The following is an 18144-nucleotide window of genomic DNA, read 5'->3' on the forward strand; positions in this document are numbered from 1 at the left end:
ACCCTTTTCATTTTCAGGAGCCAGCCATGCGCCTCTTCCTTCTCGCCTCCACGCTCGTCCTCGCCACCCCGGCGCTCGCCCAGAAGGCGCCCGTCACCGCCGAGTATTCGGTCGGCGCGCAATACGACACGACCCACGTCTACGTGCCCGAGGACCAGTTCGACAGCTTCGTCACCAGCTTCCAGGCGACCTTCGGCGGGACCACCAGCAAGCAGGGCGTGTTCCAGGTGACGCCCACCACCAGCCTCACCAAGTCGCAGCTGGTGCTGACCCCCGCGGGGACGGTCTCGGTATTCGGGTTCAAGACGCCGATCCCGTTCCCGTTCGGCGACGAGCGTACCGGCTATCTGGTGACCGATCTCGACGCGGCGGTCGCCTCGGCCGTCAAGCACGGCGCGGTGCGCCGGCTGGTGACCTTTCCCGATCCGATCGGGCGCGATTCGCTGATCCAGTGGCCGGGCGGGGTGAACATGCAGCTCTACTGGCACACCACCAAGCCGAGCTACGCGCCGCTGCAGACGGTGCCGGAAAACCGCATCTACCTGACCGCCGACGTCGCCGATCGCTTCGTGAAGAGCTGGGTCGGCTATGCCAGGGCCAAGGTGACCGCCGATGATCGCGCTGCGCCCGGCGTGGAAGTGGGCGAGCCCGGCAAGACGATCCGCCGCATTTCGATCACCAGCGGCTATGGCAAGATGGTGGTGTTCGTCACCGACGGCCTGCTGCCCTGGCCCTATGGCCGCGACATGACCGGCTACGGCGTGCCGGACCTCGACGCGACGCTCGCCAAGGCCAAGGCTGCCGGGGTCGAGACGCTGGTGCAGCCCGTCGCGGCGGCCGGCGGCCGGTCGACGATCGTTCGCTTCCCCGGCGGCTATATCGCCGAGATCCACAGTCCGGCCGGCAAGTGATGCCCGGCGAACGCGACCCCCGCTTCGTCGACGCCATTCTCGACTGGCGGCCGACCTGGTTCCTCGCCCGGTTGCTGCTGGTCGGCGCCTATCTGCTCGGCGGGCTGGTGAAGCTCGCCGACTGGCCGGGCGCGGTGGCCGAGCAGGCGCATTTCGGCATGCACCCGCCGGCGCTCTGGGCGGCGCTGACCATCGCGGTGGAGCTGGTCGGGCCGGTGCTGATCCTCACCGGCCGCTGGGTCTGGCTGGGGGCGGGGATGCTGGGGGTGTTCACCCTGCTCGCCGCGTTCACCGCCAACGCCTTCTGGACGATGCCGCCGGGCCCCGCGCGGTTCGGCGCGACCAACGCGTTCTTCGAGCATCTCGGCCTGATCGGCGGCTTCGTCCTCGCGGCGCTGGTAGCGGAGCAGGCGAAGCGGCGTGGCTAGCCTTGCGGCGGCGGTGATGGTGCTGGCGGGACAGGTCGCCGGCTCCACGCCGCCACCGGTCCCCCCGGCCCCGGAAGCGTGGCAGGCGCCGACGCTCAGCATCACCCGCTATGACGAGGACTGGTCCGATCTCGCCGATGCCGAAAAACGCGCCCACCACTGGACCGGCCCGTTCAAGTACATCCCGCTCGGCGGCGATGCATGGCTTTCCACCGGCGTCGAGGTCCGCCTGCGCAGCGAGTCCTTCGCCAACAACGCGCTCGGCAACGCCGCGTCAGCCGACGACGCCTATCTCTGGACCCGCGCGCTGCCCTATGCCGACCTGCATCTCGGCCGGGTCCGCGCCTTCGCGCAGCCGATCCTCGCCTATGCCGCCGGGGTGCGGCCCGCCAACGGTCCGATCGACCAGACCCGCACCGATCTGCTGCAGGGCTTCGCCGAACTCGATCTCGGCGCGGTGACCCTGCGCGGCGGCCGGCAGATGCTGTCGCTCGGCACCGAGCGGCTGATCGGCACGCGCTATGGCCCGAATGTGCCGCTCGCCTTCGACGGCGTGCGCGGGATCGTGGCGGTGGGCCGGGCCAAGATCAGCCTGCTCGCCGTTGCGCCGGTAGCGCCGCGGCTGGGGACGTTCGACGATCGCACCTCGCCCACCAAGAAGCTCTGGGGCGCCTATGCGGTGCTGCCGGGGCTTGACCTCTATTATCTCGGCTATCGCAACCGCGCCGCGCAGTTCGGCACCCGCACCGGCCGCGAGCTGCGCCACAGCGTCGGCGCGCGCGTCTATGGCGCCCGCGACAACTGGCACTGGAACGTCGAGGGCGTCGCCCAGTTCGGCCGCTTCGCCGACGGGCCGATCGCTGCCTGGACGCTCGGCACCGAATTGGGGCGCACGCTGCCGAACCTGCCCTTCGCGCCCGACGCGGTGCTGCGCTTCAACGTGATCAGCGGCGACGGCCATGCCGGGGACCGCCGGCTCGGCACGTTCAACGCGCTGTTTCCCAAGGGCAAGTATTTCGGCGAGCTGTCGCCCATCGGCCCCTACAACCTGATCAACCTCAACCCGCGCATCGCCGGCACGTTTGCGCACGGCGTTTCCGCCAGCATCGCCGGCAGCGCCTATTGGCGGTACAGCGCGGCCGACGGGGTGTACGATGTTCCCGGCAATTTGCTCCGCCCGCCCGGTACCAGCCGCGCCCGCTTCATCGGCAAGCAGATCGAAGGCGCGATCGCCTGGCAGGCGACGGCAGAACTCGAGCTTTCCGCCTCGCTCTCCTTCTTCGAGGCCGGCCGCTTCCTGCGCGAGACCGGCGCGCCCCGCCCGATCCGGATGATCGGCCTCGAAAGCAATTTCCGATTCTGAGGACCTCCATCATGCCCGATCCCAAGACCACCAGTTCACCGCTGCCGCCGCTCCTCCTGTTGCTGTCCGTCACCACCGGGTTGGTCGACGCGGTGAGCGTGCTCGGGCTCGGCAAGGTGTTCACCGCGAACATGACCGGCAACATCGTGTTCCTCGGCTTCGCGGCGGCGGGTACGCCGGGCTTCACCATCGCCCCCTATCTGGTCGCGCTCGCCTCGTTCCTCGGCGGCGCGCTGGTTGCCGGAAAGGTGGGGACGCACCTCGCCGGGCAGCCGCTGCGGCGTTGGCTGGTGCTCGCCGCGGTGACCGAAGCGGTGCTGTTCGCCGTCGCCGCCGGGATCGCCGCCTGGGCGGGCACGATGGGCATCCTGCCGGAGACCTGCGTGTTCGCGATCATCGCGCTGACCGCGATCGCGATGGGCTTTCGCAACGCGACGATCCGCCAGCTCAAGGTGCCGGACCTGACCACCACCGTGCTGACGCTTACCCTCACCGGCATCGCCGCCGATTCGCACCTCGCCGGCGGGCGAAACCCGAATATCGGCCGGCGCCTGGCAGCAGTGACGGCGATCCTGCTCGGCGCGTTCCTCGGCGCGGTACTGGTCAACCGTTATGGTCTCGCGATTCCGCTGCTGGTGGCGGGGCTTACCGTGCTGGTGGGTACGCTCGCCTGCATCCGCCATCCGATCGCGGCAGCGCCGCTTGGCGTCTGATCGCGCGCCACCCCTTTGACAGCCCGACGATCGCTCCCTATCGGCCAGCCATGACGCTCCAGCACACCGACTCCATCCTGATCGTCGATTTCGGCAGCCAGGTGACCCAGCTGATCGCGCGCCGCGTTCGCGAAGCCGGGGTCTATTCCGAGATCGCGCCCTTCACCACCGCCGCCGAGGCCTTTGCCCGGATGAAGCCCAAGGGCATCATCCTGTCCGGCTCGCCCGCATCGGTGCTGGAGGAGGGTTCCCCGCGGGTACCGCAAGAGATCTTCGACAGCGGCCTGCCGGTGCTCGGCATCTGCTATGGCCAGCAGGTGATGATGCACCAGCTGGGCGGCGAGGTCGTGCTGGGCGACAGCGGCGAGTTCGGCCGCGCCTTCATCGAGATCCAGGACAGCTGCGTGCTGTTCGACGGGCTGTGGCAGGCGCGCGAAAGCCACCAGGTGTGGATGAGCCATGGCGACAAGGTCGTCCGGCTCGCTCCCGGTTTCCGCCCCGTCGCGACCAGCCCCGGCTCGCCCTATGCGGTGATCGCCAATGACGAGCGCCGCTATTACGCGATGCAGTTCCACCCGGAAGTGGTCCACACGCCCGACGGCGCCAAGCTGCTGGCGAACTTCGTGCGCCATGTGTGCGGCCTGTCGGGCGACTGGACGATGGCCGAGTTCCGCGCCGCCAAGATCGCCGAGATCCGGGCGCAGGTGGGCGACGGCAAGGTGATCTGCGGCCTGTCCGGCGGCGTCGATTCGGCCGTGGCGGCGGTGCTGATCCACGAGGCGATCGGCGACCAGCTGACCTGTGTGTTCGTCGATCACGGCCTGATGCGCGCCGGCGAGGCCGATCAGGTCGTCACGATGTTCCGCGAACATTACCATATCCCGCTCGTCCATGTGGACGCGGAGGAACTGTTCCTCGGCGGCCTTGCCGGCGTCACCGATCCGGAGGCCAAGCGCAAGTTCATCGGCAAGACCTTCATCGACGTGTTCGAGGCCGAGGCGAAGAAGATCGGCGGCGCCGATTTCCTGGCGCAGGGCACGCTCTACCCGGACGTGATCGAAAGCGTGAGCTTCACCGGCGGCCCGTCGGTGACGATCAAGAGCCACCACAATGTCGGCGGCCTGCCCGCGCGGATGAACATGCAGCTGGTCGAACCCTTGCGCGAGCTGTTCAAGGACGAGGTCCGCGCGCTCGGCCGCGAGCTGGGGCTGCCCGACGTGTTCGTCGGCCGGCATCCGTTCCCGGGGCCGGGCCTGGCGATCCGCATTCCGGGCGAAGTCACCAAGGAACGCTGCGACATCCTGCGCAAGGCCGATGCGATCTACCTCGAGGAGATCCGCAATGCGGGCCTCTACGACACGATCTGGCAGGCATTCGCGGTGCTGACGCCGGTCCGCAGCGTCGGCGTGATGGGCGACGGGCGGACGTACGACAGCGTGCTGGCGCTGCGCGCGGTAACCTCGATCGACGGCATGACCGCCGAGGCATTCGAGTTCCCCGGCGGCTTCCTGGCGCGCGTCTCGACCCGTATCGTCAACGAGGTGCGCGGCGTGAACCGGGTGACCTACGACTATACCAGCAAGCCGCCCGGCACGATCGAGTGGGAATGATCGTTAGGCTGCGCTTGTTCCAATAGGGTGTTGCTGGTCGCCGGAGGCTTGTCTGTTCGACGGGATCAACCCGGCAGCGGAGCCGCCGGGTCGACCAGTCCTTGCGCCCGCATTTCGCGCCAGAACGCTGCCGGGATCACCGCGTCGAACGCGGCGCGGTCCTCGGCGATGCGCTCCGGCCGGCTCGCGCCGGGAATGATCGCGGCGACGGCAGGGTTGGCGAGCGAGAATTGCAGCCCCGCCGCCTTCATCGAGACGCCGTGTCGATCGGCGATGGCCTTGATGGCCGCGATCTTGGTGAGGATCTCCGGCGAGGCCGGCGCATATTCGAAGTTCGGGCCGCCGACGAGGGCGCCCGAACTGTAGGGCCCGCCGACGACCACGCCCAGGCCGCGCTCCCGCACCTTCGGCATCAGACGCTGCAGCGCGCGACCATGGTCGAGCAACGTGTAGCGGCCGGCAAGCAGGAAGGCGTTGGGCTGCGGTTCGTCGAGGTCCAGCAGGATCTCGATCGGCTCGACCTTGTTGACGCCCAGGCCCCATGCCTTGATCACGCCTTCGTTGCGGAGCCTGTCCAGCGCGCGGAAGGCGCCGGTGCGCGCTTCCTCGAACCGCGCGATCCACTGGTCGCCCCAGAAATCCTGGGCGAGATCGTGGACGAAGACGAGCTCGACATGGCTGGTCTGCAGCCGGGTGAGGCTGTCCTCGATCGATTTCAGCGTCGCGTCATAGCCGTAATCGCTGACCATCCTGTTCGGGCGGCCATGGGCGAACACGTCGCCCTTCTCGCCATGATCGCGCAGGCTGACGTCCTCGACCTCGTCGAGCACGACTCGGCCCACCTTGGTGCTGAGCACATACTCCTCTCGCGGCTTGCCCTTGAGCGCCTCGCCCATGCGGAGTTCGGCAAGGCCCGCGCCGTAGAGGGGCGCATTGTCGAAATAGCGAATGCCCGCGTCCCAGGCGGCGGCAACGGTTTCCATCGCCTCCGCCTCGGGGATGGCGCGGAACATGTTGCCGAGCGGGGCGGTGCCGAAGCCGAGCTTGCCTTTCAGGATGGTGTCGAGTGCCATGTGGAGGTCCTTCCAGTTGCGGGGACGGGGGGCTTCCGGCGGTGGAGGCCCGCCGCGTCGCGGTGTCAAACGGTGCTCATGCCGCCATCGATGGTTCGTTCGCTGCCGACGGTATGACGGCTTCGTCCGGGGCCAGATGCGCTTCGGGCCGTCCGCTGGTCAGGATTCGCCGCATCTACCGCTCCGCTCTGCCTCGCTGCCGCGATCGATAGGCCGGGGCCGGGTGCGCGGCGAATACCCGATCGGGTAGTTTCCAGCGCCCGCCTTGGCATTGAGCGCAGCCGCACGGGCGCGCACCCTCCGCATCGAAATCACCGCGATCTGGAGGCGCGTCGTTCCCATGTTGAGATCCGTTTTGCTTGCTGCTGCATGCAGCATCGCCGCGCCCGCGATGGCGCAGGTCCCCGCCTTTCCGGGATCGTTCAAGACGCAGGAGATCGCCACCAACGGCGTGACCCTGCACGTCCGCATCGGCGGGCATGGCCCGGCGGTGCTGCTGCTCCACGGCTATGGCGAGACGGGCGACATGTGGGCGCCGCTCGCCGCGGCGCTGGCGGCGGACCATACCGTCGTCGTGCCGGACCTGCGCGGCATGGGGCTGTCCTCGCACCCGGCCGGCGGCTTCGACAAGCGGAACCAGGGGCGCGACATGCAGGGCGTGCTGGCGACGCTGAAGGTGCAGACGTTCGACATCGTCGCGCACGACATCGGCAACATGGTCGGTTTCGCGCTGGCGACCGAGGTGCCGGATCGGGTCCGCCATCTCGTGATGATCGACGCGCCGGTGCCGGGCGTCGGCCCGTGGGACGAGATCCTGAAGAGCCCGCTGCTCTGGCACTTCCGGTTCGGCGGGCCGGACATGGAGCGGCTCGTCGCGGGGCGCGAGCGAATCTATCTCGACCGCTTCTGGAACGAGTTCTCCGCCAACCCGGCCCGGTTCGACGAGGCTTCGCGCCGGCATTATGCGGCGCTCTATGCGCGGCCGGGGGCCATGCGCTCGGGCTTCGCGCAGTTCGCTGCGTTCGATCAGGACGCCGCCGACAACCGGGCGTGGCTGGCAGGCGGCAACAAGCTCAAGATGCCGGTGCTCGCGCTGGGCGGTGCCAAGTCGTTCGGAGGCACCATGGCCGTGGTGATGCGCGCGGCCGCTACCAACGTGACGGAAGGCGTCGTGCCGGATTCCGGCCACTGGATCATGGAGGAGAATCCCGCCGGTACCGTCGCGCTGGTCAAGCCGTTCCTGGGGGCAGGCGAATGAGCCGGCTGGTCCTCGCCGCCGCGATGCTCGCTACCGGCACCGCTCCGGCCGCCGACGTCCAGCAGGCACGGCTGACCCCGGCCGAGATCGCGGCGCTGCCCAAGGACGGCGCGGGGCCGGGCACCTCGGGCCTGACGGGCATTCGCACCACCGTGCTCGCCGGCGATCCTGCCAAGGCGGGGCCGTACACGATCGAGCTGCGCGTGCCTGCACACACCAGCATCCAGGCGCATACGCATCGCGATGCGCGCACGGCGATCGTGGTCAGCGGCACCTGGTATTTCGGATATGGAACGAAGGCCGATCCGGCGGTGGTGAAACGCCTGCCGCCGGGCAGCTTCTACAGCGAACCGGCCGCGGATCCGCATTTCGCGCTGACCCGCGATCAGCCTGCGGTCGTCTACATCACCGGCTGGGGCCCCACCGACACGGCATATGTCGCCAAGCCCTGACCGGCAGTTCCACCGTCCTCGAATGGGAGAAAACGCCATGACGTCGCCCGCGCAGATCCGCGATCCCAAGGCGGACGATCTGCTCACGCCGCAGAATGCCGCGTTGCTGATCATCGATTTCCAGCCGGTACAGGTTGCCTCCATCGTTTCGATGGAGCGACGCGAACTGATCGCCAACGTCGTCGCCGTGGCCCGGTCGGCGACGCTGTACGGCGTGCCGGTGATCCTCTCCACCGTGAACGTCGCGACGGGGCGCAATGCGCCGACCATCCGCCAGCTCCAGGACGTGCTGCCCGGCGTCACGCCGATCGACCGCACCGCGATCAATGCGTGGGAAGACGAGGATTTCGTCGCCGCCGTCAAGGCGACCGGGCGGCGCAAGCTGATCATGGTGGCGCTGTGGACCGAAGTGTGCCTGGCATTCCCCGCGCTCGACGCGCTGCGCGAAGGGTTCAACGTCTATCCGGTCGTCGATGCGGTAGGCGGCACCTCGGACCTCGCGCATGCGGCGGGGCTCGCCCGCATCCAGCAGGCGGGCGGGCGGCCGATCACCTGGATCCAGCTGGTGTGCGAACTCCAGCGCGACTGGAACCGGTGGGAGACGGTGGAAGGCTTCAGCGACATCGTCTTCGCGTCGATCCACCCGTGACGGGAGCGCCGGCCCTCAGCGCTCGATATAACCGCGCCGGACCGCGACCATCGCGGCATGGGTACGGTCATGGACGTCGAGCTTCTCGAAGATCGTCTTCACGGCGGCCTTGATCGTGTCCACGGACAGCCGGAGCGTTCGGGCGATTTCCTTGTTCGACTGGCCTTCGCCGATCAGTCGCAGGATCGCGATCTCGCGTTCGACGAGCGGCGTGTCGAGCGCATGCTCGGCAAGCGCATGCGCGATGTCGGGAGAGACGATGCGACGTCCGGCATGGACCGCGCGGATCGCATCGGCCAGTTCGGTCCGCACGCAGTTCTTGAGCAGATAGCCCGCAGCGCCGGCCCGCATCGCGCGGACGGCGGCGGCATCGCCCGCATAGGTGGTGAGGACGAGAATCCGCGCCTTGGGAGACAGCGCGCGGATCGCCTGGATCGCCTCGACGCCGTTCATGCCTTCCATGCGCACGTCCATCAGGGTTACGTCAGGACCCAGTTCCTTGAATTTGGCGACGGCTTCGGCCCCGTCGCCGGCTTCCCCGACCGCCTCCATGTCGCCGCAGCCGAGGAGCAGGCCGGTGATGCCGTCGCGCAGCATGGGGTGATCATCGACGATCAGCACGCGGATCGGCCTGGTCATGGTTGCAGCAGCCGTCATCGCACCCTCCTGATGCGCGCCCACCAACGACGTCGTCCCGGCAGATAGGCAACCCGCCCGGGGACCGTCAGCACCAGCTCGCTACCATGATCGGGAAGGGGGCGAAGCGCAAGCGTTCCCCGTAGCTTGCGGGCGCGTTCGCGCATGCCGCGCAACCCGAAATGGCCGGCCTTGCCCGTCTCGGCCACGACCGGATCGATCCCGACCCCGTCGTCGATGATCCGCAGGCGCAAGCGGCGACCATAGCCAATCTCGACGCCGACGCGCGTGGCGCCGGCATGCCGCCGAACATTGGCCAGCGCTTCACCGGCGATGCGGACGATTTCATCGAGCGCCAGCGGTTCGATCCGGCGGCGCCGGCCGCTTTCGGAAACCGTCACCTCCACGCCCGGCTCGAACCATTGCTGTGCGACGAGATCGCGCAGCAGCGGCTCCAGCGCATCGTGCTGCCGCGATCGCAGATCCTGCACGCGGTCACGCCCCTCCGCGATCACCTGGTCGGCCACGTCGAGCGCCTGCAGCAGCGATCCTCGCGCCGGCTGCTGGGCGGGCAGTTCGTTCACCACGCGCTGGAAACGCAAGGTCACCGACTGGATGCCCTGGAGCAGCGTGTCGTGCAGTTCGCGCGCGATCCGCTCGCGCTCCTCGAAGCGGTCGGTCATCCGCAGCCGGATCCGCGCCGCCACTGCCCGCAGACGGAGCACATAGCCTCCCCACAGGAGCCCGAGCAGCGCGGCGGCACAGAGCAGCTTGAACGGCGTGCTCTGCCAGAAGGTGGGGCGAATCTCGAAGTCCAGCGCCGCACCGGTCCGGTTCCAAACCCCGTCGGCGTTCGCCGCGACGACGCGGAAGCGATACCGCCCGGGCTCCAGGTTCGTGTAGCTCGCCATGCGCCGCGCGCCTGCATCCACCCAGTCGGCGTCCACGCCGTCCAGCCGGTAGCGGAAGCGAACGCGCTGCGGCACGATGAAGCTCAGGCCGGCATAGCGGATGTCGAGCGCGCGGGTCCCGGCGGGCAGGACCAGATCGGCAGGGTCCCGCCAGCGCAGCGTGCCGCTGGCGAGAGAACGGATAACCACGGGCGGCGCCAACGGATTCGATGCAAGCGCGACGGGCGCGAAATAGGCGGCGCCCTGGCGATTGAGGAACCACACCCGGCCATCGCCGCCGAGCGCTGCCTGCAGGCCGGAAAATCCGCTGTGCTGGGCGGGACTGATCAGCCCGTCCCGCGTATCGAAAAGCCTTCGCGGCAAAGGGGCGCCAGGGGCACGAAACGCTTGGTCCAGATCGGCGGTGGCGAGCCGCGAAATGCCGGTCCGCGCGATCAGCCAGGTTTCTCCCCGATCGGTTTGCACCAGCCCCCGCAGCCAGGCGAGCCACGGAAATCGCGTTTCCGAAAGCCGTTCCAATCGACCCGCGCGCAGGCGGACCAGACCGCGGTCGTCGCTGAGGAACAGGTCCGTCAAACCGGCGGCGAGCATGGTACTCGAACCGCTTTTCGCATGCAGGGAAAGCCGGTCTCCCTGCAGCGTGCCCAGCCCGCCCTTGGTCGTGAAGGCGATATCGCCGCCCCGTGTCGCGACGAGATCCCATACCCGCTGCTGCCCGAGAATACCGCCTGCCACATGCCATCCGGCCGCATCCCGCCAGCGCAGCGGCTGGCCGAGCAAGCCGACCCACAATCGACGTCGGCCATCCTCCGCGCAGTTCATCGGCGGCATCGGGCCCGGATACGGCCGCGTGCGCTCGAGACGTTCCCCATCGGCGTGCAGGGTCTGTGCCTGCTGAACGACCCACACGCCTCCCTGCCGCGCGGTGCATATGGCCGTATCGCCTTCGCTGGTCTTCGCGATGCGCTGGGGCAGGCCGCCCGGCGCGACGCGGTACAAGGTGGCGCGCGCGTGGATATAGACGCTTCCGTCATTCGCCTGGGCAATCGACAGTCCGTGGAGCGGATCGGGCGGCACCATCTCCTCCTGCGTCGCGCTCGCGCGGCGGAATTGATCGATGCCTGCATCCGTTGCGAACCAGACGCTTCCTTCACGATCGACGAGCGTCGCGTGCGTGATGTCGGCGCTCAGGCCGTCAGCGGCGGTAAATGCAAAGGCCGGGGAGGGGGCGGGGCGGGAGGGTTGGGGGACATAGGATAGGCCATCGGTTTCACTGGTCCGCCACAAGCCGCCCGCCCGGTCGAAAACGAGTTGTGCGGTCCGCACGTTGCCGGAAATCGGAAGGACCGCCGCGCGCTCGGGCCTGTTTCCGTCCCGATCGACGAGGATGCGCGCGCCGCGCCGATCGGAAAGCCACAGCGCGCCGCTTGGATCGACGCCAATCCGCGGCAGGCTTGCAATCTGGTCGGGCAGGAGGTGGAAGCGGTTCGCCCCCGGCTTCAAATACGCGACGGATCCGCTTTTCCCGTCGGCATGGGTCAGCGCGATCCAGAGCGTTCCATCCCTGGTCGTCGCGACACCCATCACGGCACCGGGCGGCATTGCCAGCGTTGCACCCACCGACTCCCAACGCCCTGCGCGCAGGCGACGCAACTGCCCGTCGAACCTCGACGAGGCGAACCACATGGTACCATCCGCGCCTTCCGTCATGGCGCCGATGGCAGCCGGGGGATCGGGCATGCCCACGTCCACCAACTGCCCGTTGCGATAGACGGCGACACCCGCAGCGCCGTTGAGGCCAACCCACAATTCGCCGGCACGGCTCACCATCAGGCCGACAGGATCGAGGCGCTTTTTCGCCGCGCCAGCGGGCCAGTCGATGCGTTCGAACGTCACGCCATCGAAGCGATGAAGCCCGTCGCTCGTCAGCCACAGATAGCCGTCCGGCGTCTGGGCCATCTTGAACACGCCATTGGGCGCGCCTTCGTCTGCGCCCCAGCGCACATGCTTGAACCCGGCGAAGCCGGGCGGAGGCTCCTGCGCGGAGGCGGATCCGATCGACAATAGTGCGGCGCAGCCAGCGGAAGTCGCCTGCCAACCCCCGCGACCCGGCCTCAGCCACCGCTGGAGGAACGCTCCGCCCCGCCATTTCACCAAGCGCTGCCCCCCCCGAGCCCATTGCACACTGCCCCCAGCCGCCTGAAATTGCCGCGAATCAGGGAACTATCAGGCACTACCCCCACGCGCCAGTTTTCCCATCCGGATCGCCGGGCAGCGGCAATGGCCCCGCCTGGAAGGTTCCTGGCACCGCACAATCAGAAGCAGCAGAGGTCGCGGCTTGACGCGAACCACCGGTCATTCCGCAGCGCGACCAGCAAGATCGGCAGGCTGGGGTACGGCGCGGGTTTTCCTTCCCTGTTGATATCCGGGCGCGAGCGAGGTCCCTAGTCCGCGAGCGGGCCGTGTCCGAGCCTCGGCAGCACGTGCCGGGCGAACAGGTCCGCTTCGGCCGCGTGCGGGTAGCCGGAGAGGATGAACGCCTCGATCCCCAGCGCGCGATAGGCGTTGAGCTTGGCGAGCACCTGGTCCGGATCGCCGACGATCGCGGCGCCGCAGCCGGAGCGGGCGCGGCCAATGCCGGTCCAGAGATGGTCCTCGGCATAGCCGTCCCCCGCCGCCGCTTCGCGCAACTCGGCCTGGCGGCGGACGCCGGCCGACTGGGCGTCGAGTGAGCGGGCACGGATCGCTTCGCCTTGCGCCGCATCGAGATGCGAGAGCAGCCGGTCGGCGGCGGTGCGCGCCTCGGCCTCGGTCTCGCGCACCACGACATGAACGCGGTAGCCGAAACGCAGGGTGCGGCCACGCCGGGCGGCGCGCGCGCGCAGGTCGTCCAGCGTGGCGGCGACGGCGTCCATGCGATCCGGCCACATCAGGTAGACGTCCGCGCCTTCCGCTGCGGCCTCGCGCGCATCTTCCGACAGCCCGCCGAAATAGAGCTGCGGCGCGCGGCCCGAGACGGTGGTGATGCGCGGCGGATCGACCTTGAGCTGCCAGAACTCGCCCTGGTGATCGAGCGCCTCGCCGTTCAGCAGCGTCTTCAGGATGTGCATTGCCTCGATCGTGCGGCGGTAGCGGGGCGCGGAGGCGAGCGTCTCGCCCGGCAGGTCCGAGGAGATGATGTTGACCGCCAGGCGGCCGCCGAGGATCCGGTCGATCGTCGCGATCTGGCGGGCGAGCTGGGGCGGCCAGCTCTCGCCTACCCGCACCGCCATCAGCAGGCGGATGCGGCGCACCAGCGTGGCGATCGCGGCGGCGAAGGCGGTGGTGTCGATGCCCAGCGCATAGCCGGAGGGCAGCAGGATATTGTCGAACCCGGCGCTTTCCGCCGCCAGCACGATGTCGCGGCAATGTTCCCAGCTGGAGAGCAGCCGCGGATCGGGCTGGCCGAGGAATTGATAGTCATCGTCGCACAGGGCGGAAAACCAGCTCACTTCGCAGCGGGGAAGTTGTTCTTGCTTGCCGGATGCGGCTGCGTCGGGATGGGTGGTCATGAATCAAAGCCTCTGGAGAAGAGTATGGCGTCGCGAATTCGGTACGGTCTGGTCGGGTGCGGGATGATGGGGGTGGAGCATATCCGCAATCTCGCGATCACGCCGGGGGCGGAGCTGGTGGCGATCGCGGACCCGGTCGAGACGTCGCTCGGCTGGGCGCGCGACGCGCTGGGCGGCAAGGCAAGGCACGTGACCGCCTACCGGGACGCCGAGGCGCTGGCGAAGCATGACGGGCTCGACGCGGTGATCGTCGCGAGCCCGAACTTCACCCATCGCGACGCGGTGGCGCCGCTGTTCGATGCCGGCCTGCACATCCTGTGCGAAAAGCCGCTGGCGACGACGATCGAGGACGCCCGCTGGATCGCCGAGCGTGCCGCGCGCCATGATGCGGTGTTCTGGACGGCGATGGAATATCGCTACATGCCGCCGGTCGCGGCGCTGATCGCGGGCGTGCACGGCGGCGACATCGGCCGGCTGCGCATGCTGGCGATGCGCGAGCACCGCTTCCCGTTCCTGGTGAAGGTCGGCGACTGGAACCGCTTCGCCCGCAACACCGGCGGCACGATGGTGGAGAAATGCTGTCATTTCTTCGACCTGATGCGGTTCATCGTGCGGTCCGAGCCGGTGCGCGTGTTCTGCTCGGGCGGGCAGGACGTGAACCATCTCGACGAACGCTATGACGGGCGGGCGCCCGACATCGTCGACAACAGCTACACCGTGGTCGACTTCGCCGACGGCACGCGGGCGCTGCTCGACCTGTGCATGTTCGCCGAAGGGGCGGAGGAGCAGGAGGAGATCGTCGCGACCGGCGATGTCGCGCGGCTCGACGTGAGCATTCCGGGCAGCGTGCTGACGCTTTCCCCGCGCACCGGCTTCGGCAACCCCAAGGCGCCCGAGCGCCGCACGATTGCGGTCGATCCGGCAGCGCTGGCGGCAGGATCGCACCATGGCTCGACCTTCTACCAGCATCAGGCCTTTGCCCGCGCGGTGCGGGGGCAGGGGCCGGTGGAAGTGACCGCCGAGGACGGGCTGAAGGCCGTCGCCATCGGCATGGCGGCGGAGATCAGTCTGCGGGAACACCGGGTGGTCGACATGGCCGAGCTGCTGGGTCAGCCCGCGTCCGCATAGGCGGTGCGCGGCAGGATCCAGCGCACCAGCAGCGCGCCTGCGAGATAGGAAAAGGCGGCAATCCAGAACATCGGCGCATAGCCATGGCCATTGTCGAGCGACCAGCCCGCCAGCTCGAGAATGGCCATGCCGGCGAGATTGCCGGCAAAGGCGCCGATGCCGATCACCGAACCGACGCGGTTGGCGGGAAAGATGTCGGTCGCGAGGCCGAACACGTTGGTCGAGAAGCCCTGGTGCGCGAACAGCGCGAGGCCGAGCAGCAGCGCGGCCACCCAGGGATTGCTCGCCACCAGCACCAGCGGGATCGGCAGCACCAGCAGCGCATAGCCGAGCAGCGTCGCCTGGCGCATCTTCTGCGGCGCCCAGCCGCGCGCGAGCAGCCAGCCCGGCAGCCAGCCGCCGCTGATCGCCCCCAGCGCAGCGAGGCTGTAGGCCAGCGCCACCGGCAGGCCCAGCGCGCCCTGCTCCAGCCCGAACTGGCGGTGGAACAGGTCCGGCGTCCAGAACAGCAGGAACCACCAGACCTGGTCGCTCAGCACCTTGGCGACGGCGATGGCGAGCGTCCGCCGGTCGCGCAGCAGGTGCAGCCACGGCACCTCGGAACGCGGGCCCCGCACGCCGGCGGCGGCGGGCACGTAGCGCAGCCACACCGCGACCCAGACGAGGCCCAGCCCGCCCGCGATCAGGAAGCTGCCCTTCCACCCGACCACCAGCGCCAGTGCCGGGATCAGCAAGGGCGTGAGGATCGCGCCGAAATTGGGCGCGGTGTTGCCGATGCCCAGCGCGCGCGAGCGCTCGGCGGGCGGGAAGAAGGTCGCGGCGGACTTCACCGCAGCCGGGGTGCCGATCGACTCCGCTGCGCCCAGCACGGCGCGGGCGGCAACGAACTGGGTGACGGTGGTGGCGAAGGCGTGCGCCATGCCGGCGACGCTCCACAAGGCCACGCCCAGCGCGAAGCCGCGCCGCAAGCCCACCCGGTCGAGGAACCAGCCGGTGCCGAGAAATGCCAGCGCCGCCGCGAACTGGAAGGCCGAGGCCATGTGCGCATAGTCGCGGTCGGACCAGTGGAACTCGCCCTGCAGCATCGGCTTCAACAGCGCGAGGATCTGCCGGTCGACATAGTTCAGCATCACCGCGCCGAACACGAGCGCGAGGATCGCCCAGCGACCCTGCGCCCCGGCGGTGGTGTCAGTAGCGGATGCGCGCATTCAGGCCGACATAGCGATCATTGTCCCGCGGCACGTAACGGACGACGCCCGCCGTGGTGCCATAGGCGAGGGTGTTGGCATAGTGCTGGTCGAGGATGTTCTTCACCAGCGCGCGCAGTTCCCAGCGCTCGCCGCCGATCAGCGCGATGCTGGCGTTCCACAGGCCATAGGCCGGCTGGATGGTGTCCGGCGTCTGGGTGATCGCGTACTGGGTCTTGCTCTTGTAGCTGGCGTCGGTCTGCAGCTCGATCGCCAGGCCGTCGGTGATCGGCAGCTTCCACGCCGCACCGCCGCTCAGCTTCCAGTCGGGTGCGAACGGCAGAGGCTGGCCGTCGATCGAGGTGCAGGTCGTGGCGGCCGGGCAGTTGAAATGCTGGATCCGGGCGTCCGTCCGCGCGACCGCGAAATTGAGCGTCAGCCGGTCGGTCGGCCGCGCGTTCAGGTCGGCTTCCACGCCCTTGGTCTGCACCTTGCCGGCGTTGATCAGCCGGGTGACGATCGCGCCGAGATAGGTGTCGGCGAAGTTCGCCTGGAACCCGTCATAGTTGGTGACATAGGCCGCGATCCCGCCGCTCAGCCGCCCGCCGAACAGGCTGCCTTTCAGGCCGACTTCGTAGTTGGTCGAGGTTTCGGGCGCGAGCGGCTGGGTGTCGAACGCCTGCATGTTGAAAAAGACGTTGTAGGCCGGGCCCTTATAGCCGCGCGAGAAGGTGAAATAGGTGTTGGCGTTGGGCGCCAGCTTGTACTGCACGCCGGCCCGCGCGCTGTAATCCACCCGGTCGGTCTTGCCGCTGCTGGCGAAGCCGGGGCGGATGCCGGCGACGCCGGTGGCGGTGTCGGACACGCGTTGGTGGAAATAGGTCAGCGAATCGTGGATCAGGCGGCCGCCGGCGATGAAGGTCAGCGCGTCGGTGGCGTGCAGGTTCGCCTCGCCGAAGAGCGCGTGGTTCTGCGCGCGGATGCCGTAATTCGCCACGCCGTTGTTGGTGACGGCTGCGCCGCCGATCAGCTGGGTGACGCTGCGCTGGTAGCGCTCGTCGGTATCGGCGGCGAGCAGATAGGCGCCGACGACATAGTCGACCAGCCCGCCCTGCGGCGAGGCGAGGCGCACTTCCTGCGAGAACTGGTCGAAATCCACCGTGCCGTCGTCGCGCCCCTGCGGGAAGCCGGCGGCGAGCACCGCGCGCGCGTCCCAGTCCGGCGTCTGGTGGTTCTTCCATTCGCGATAGGCGGTGATCGAGGTGAGCGTGTAGCCGCCGCCCAGCCGCCAATCGAGCGTGATCGAGCCGCCATAGTTGCGGTCGCGCACTTCGCTGTCGGAGGTCGTATTGATCCGCTTGTTGTTCGCAGAGGGCGTGATGCCTTCCTGCGCCAGCAGCCCGGCGAGCGTCGCGTTCGGCGTCACGACGTTGGTGGGGTAGGCCACCCGCGACGAACTGACATAGACGCCCTGCGGCGTGTCGTCGCGGTTGTAGAGATAGTCGCCGGCCAGCGTGATCGTCACGTCGTCGTTCGGCCTGGCGACGATCTTGCCGCGCACGCCCCAGCGGTCATAGCCGTTCACCCAGTTGCGCGTGCCGACGTTATAGACGTTGCCGCGATAGGCGGCGTACAGCCCGCTCAGCGCATAGCCGATAGTGCTGGTGATCGGGCCCGAGACGCTGCCCTTGATCCGCCCTTCGCCGCCTTCGTAATAGCCGCCCTCCAGCGACCCGGTCTGGGTCTTGCTCGGTGCCTTGGTGACGAGGTTGATCACGCCGGCCGAGGCGTTCTTGCCGAACAGCGTGCCCTGCGGCCCGCGCAGCACCTCGAGATGGTCGAGATCGAGCAGGTCGAGCGTCGCCTGGCCCGGGCGCACCAGCACCACGCCGTCGATCACCGTCGAGACCGAGCTTTCGACACCCGGCGACGTCGTGATGGTGCCCACGCCGCGGATGAACACGGTGCGGTCCTTGTTCGACTGTCCGTTACGGAAATCGACGGTGGGGATGACGGTGGACAGGTCCTGCAGCGTGTTGAGATTGCGGGATGCCGCCACGTCGCCGTTCACCACCGAGACGGCGATCGGCACGTCCTGCAGATTCTCGTTGCGGAAGCGCGCGGTGACGACGATGTCGCCGGTATCCTGCGCCGGTGCCGCCGCTTCCTGGGCCTGGGCGAGCGCTGGCTGCGCCACGCCCGCCAGCAATGCTGCCGCCATCCAACCGTGCATGCGCCCCATCCGTTCCTCCTTATGTGTTGGAGCGGTGGTAA

General features: G+C 68.7%; 15 protein-coding genes. 9 read left to right on the plus strand and 6 right to left on the minus strand.

Annotated features, from left to right (window positions below):
* Positions 1 to 26 precede the first annotated feature (26 nt).
* Genes SPI01S_RS11000 through guaA form a run of 5 tightly spaced genes read left to right on the plus strand, consistent with a single transcriptional unit; the run spans position 27 to position 5025 of the window.
* Entirely contained in the window at positions 27 to 911 is an 885-nt protein-coding gene (locus SPI01S_RS11000; RefSeq protein WP_066722096.1) for a VOC family protein, read from the plus strand.
* Positions 911 to 1339 carry a DoxX family protein gene (locus tag SPI01S_RS11005; RefSeq protein ID WP_066722098.1) on the plus strand — a complete coding sequence of 143 codons (429 nt, stop codon included), beginning with the start codon at positions 911 to 913 and terminating at the stop codon, positions 1337 to 1339. The genes SPI01S_RS11000 and SPI01S_RS11005 overlap by 1 nt, the downstream gene beginning before the upstream one ends.
* Positions 1340 to 1355: 16 nt before the next feature.
* Positions 1356 to 2702, plus strand: coding sequence for an alginate export family protein (locus SPI01S_RS11010; RefSeq protein WP_066722100.1), 1347 nt, complete (start codon positions 1356 to 1358; stop codon positions 2700 to 2702).
* Between the two features lie 11 nt (positions 2703 to 2713).
* Positions 2714 to 3415, plus strand: a complete 702-nt coding sequence (locus tag SPI01S_RS11015) for a YoaK family protein (protein ID WP_066722101.1) — start codon at positions 2714 to 2716, stop codon at positions 3413 to 3415.
* A gap of 50 nt (positions 3416 to 3465) precedes the next feature.
* A complete protein-coding gene (gene guaA / locus SPI01S_RS11020; protein WP_066722102.1) occupies positions 3466 to 5025 on the plus strand; it encodes a glutamine-hydrolyzing GMP synthase in 1560 nt (519 codons plus the stop codon).
* Between the two features lie 65 nt (positions 5026 to 5090).
* On the opposite strand, the gene SPI01S_RS11025 is transcribed toward guaA, so the two are convergent.
* Entirely contained in the window at positions 5091 to 6098 is a 1008-nt protein-coding gene (locus SPI01S_RS11025) for an aldo/keto reductase (protein ID WP_066722103.1), read from the minus strand.
* A gap of 340 nt (positions 6099 to 6438) precedes the next feature.
* Between SPI01S_RS11025 and SPI01S_RS11030 the strand changes: the two genes are divergently transcribed.
* Genes SPI01S_RS11030 through SPI01S_RS11040 form a run of 3 tightly spaced genes read left to right on the plus strand, consistent with a single transcriptional unit; the run spans position 6439 to position 8457 of the window.
* Positions 6439 to 7356, plus strand: coding sequence for an alpha/beta fold hydrolase (locus SPI01S_RS11030; protein ID WP_066722285.1), 918 nt, complete (start codon positions 6439 to 6441; stop codon positions 7354 to 7356).
* Positions 7353 to 7808, plus strand: a complete 456-nt coding sequence (locus SPI01S_RS11035) for a cupin domain-containing protein (protein ID WP_066722105.1) — start codon at positions 7353 to 7355, stop codon at positions 7806 to 7808. The genes SPI01S_RS11030 and SPI01S_RS11035 overlap by 4 nt, the downstream gene beginning before the upstream one ends.
* 37 nt (positions 7809 to 7845) lie before the next feature.
* A complete protein-coding gene (locus tag SPI01S_RS11040) occupies positions 7846 to 8457 on the plus strand; it encodes a hydrolase (protein WP_066722107.1) in 612 nt (203 codons plus the stop codon).
* Positions 8458 to 8472: 15 nt separating this feature from the next.
* On the opposite strand, the gene SPI01S_RS11045 is transcribed toward SPI01S_RS11040, so the two are convergent.
* The 3 genes from SPI01S_RS11045 to SPI01S_RS11055 form a co-directional block, all read right to left on the minus strand.
* Positions 8473 to 9114: a response regulator gene (locus SPI01S_RS11045; RefSeq protein WP_066722287.1), complete on the minus strand. Its 642-nt coding sequence runs from the start codon at positions 9112 to 9114 to the stop codon at positions 8473 to 8475.
* Positions 9111 to 12068: a sensor histidine kinase gene (locus SPI01S_RS11050; protein WP_066722109.1), complete on the minus strand. Its 2958-nt coding sequence runs from the start codon at positions 12066 to 12068 to the stop codon at positions 9111 to 9113. Before SPI01S_RS11050 ends, SPI01S_RS11045 begins: the two co-directional genes overlap by 4 nt.
* Before the next feature lie 380 nt (positions 12069 to 12448).
* On the minus strand, positions 12449 to 13555 hold the full coding sequence (locus SPI01S_RS11055) for an LLM class flavin-dependent oxidoreductase (protein WP_066722111.1): 1107 nt from the start codon (positions 13553 to 13555) through the stop codon (positions 12449 to 12451).
* A gap of 24 nt (positions 13556 to 13579) precedes the next feature.
* Here SPI01S_RS11055 and SPI01S_RS11060 point away from each other — a divergent pair, with 24 nt between their 5' ends.
* Positions 13580 to 14683, plus strand: a complete 1104-nt coding sequence (locus SPI01S_RS11060; RefSeq protein ID WP_174539097.1) for a Gfo/Idh/MocA family protein — start codon at positions 13580 to 13582, stop codon at positions 14681 to 14683.
* On the opposite strand, the gene SPI01S_RS11065 is transcribed toward SPI01S_RS11060, so the two are convergent.
* Both SPI01S_RS11065 and SPI01S_RS11070 read right to left on the minus strand, forming a co-directional pair.
* Complete coding sequence (locus tag SPI01S_RS11065; protein ID WP_066722113.1) at positions 14665 to 15891, minus strand: MFS transporter; 1227 nt, start codon at positions 15889 to 15891, stop codon at positions 14665 to 14667. The genes SPI01S_RS11060 and SPI01S_RS11065 overlap by 19 nt on opposite strands.
* Positions 15872 to 18103: a TonB-dependent receptor gene (locus SPI01S_RS11070; RefSeq protein WP_245653556.1), complete on the minus strand. Its 2232-nt coding sequence runs from the start codon at positions 18101 to 18103 to the stop codon at positions 15872 to 15874. Before SPI01S_RS11070 ends, SPI01S_RS11065 begins: the two co-directional genes overlap by 20 nt.
* Positions 18104 to 18144 lie beyond the last annotated feature (41 nt).

This window comes from Sphingomonas pituitosa NBRC 102491 (assembly GCF_001598435.1).
GTDB lineage: Bacteria > Pseudomonadota > Alphaproteobacteria > Sphingomonadales > Sphingomonadaceae > Sphingomonas > Sphingomonas pituitosa.

Bases quoted from the DNA above. Each gene is read 5' to 3' on its own strand.
- SPI01S_RS11000 (WP_066722096.1), top strand. From the start codon at position 27: ATGCGCCTCTTCCTTCTCGCCTCCACGCTCGTCCTCGCCACCCCGGCG.
- SPI01S_RS11005 (WP_066722098.1), top strand. From the start codon at position 911: ATGCCCGGCGAACGCGACCCCCGCTTCGTCGACGCCATTCTCGACTGG.
- SPI01S_RS11010 (WP_066722100.1), top strand. From the start codon at position 1,356: ATGGTGCTGGCGGGACAGGTCGCCGGCTCCACGCCGCCACCGGTCCCC.
- SPI01S_RS11015 (WP_066722101.1), top strand. From the start codon at position 2,714: ATGCCCGATCCCAAGACCACCAGTTCACCGCTGCCGCCGCTCCTCCTG.
- guaA (WP_066722102.1), top strand. From the start codon at position 3,466: ATGACGCTCCAGCACACCGACTCCATCCTGATCGTCGATTTCGGCAGC.
- SPI01S_RS11025 (WP_066722103.1), bottom strand. From the start codon at position 6,098: ATGGCACTCGACACCATCCTGAAAGGCAAGCTCGGCTTCGGCACCGCC.
- SPI01S_RS11030 (WP_066722285.1), top strand. From the start codon at position 6,439: ATGTTGAGATCCGTTTTGCTTGCTGCTGCATGCAGCATCGCCGCGCCC.
- SPI01S_RS11035 (WP_066722105.1), top strand. From the start codon at position 7,353: ATGAGCCGGCTGGTCCTCGCCGCCGCGATGCTCGCTACCGGCACCGCT.
- SPI01S_RS11040 (WP_066722107.1), top strand. From the start codon at position 7,846: ATGACGTCGCCCGCGCAGATCCGCGATCCCAAGGCGGACGATCTGCTC.
- SPI01S_RS11045 (WP_066722287.1), bottom strand. From the start codon at position 9,114: ATGACGGCTGCTGCAACCATGACCAGGCCGATCCGCGTGCTGATCGTC.
- SPI01S_RS11055 (WP_066722111.1), bottom strand. From the start codon at position 13,555: ATGACCACCCATCCCGACGCAGCCGCATCCGGCAAGCAAGAACAACTT.
- SPI01S_RS11060 (WP_174539097.1), top strand. From the start codon at position 13,580: ATGGCGTCGCGAATTCGGTACGGTCTGGTCGGGTGCGGGATGATGGGG.
- SPI01S_RS11065 (WP_066722113.1), bottom strand. From the start codon at position 15,891: ATGCGCGCATCCGCTACTGACACCACCGCCGGGGCGCAGGGTCGCTGG.
- SPI01S_RS11070 (WP_245653556.1), bottom strand. From the start codon at position 18,103: ATGCACGGTTGGATGGCGGCAGCATTGCTGGCGGGCGTGGCGCAGCCA.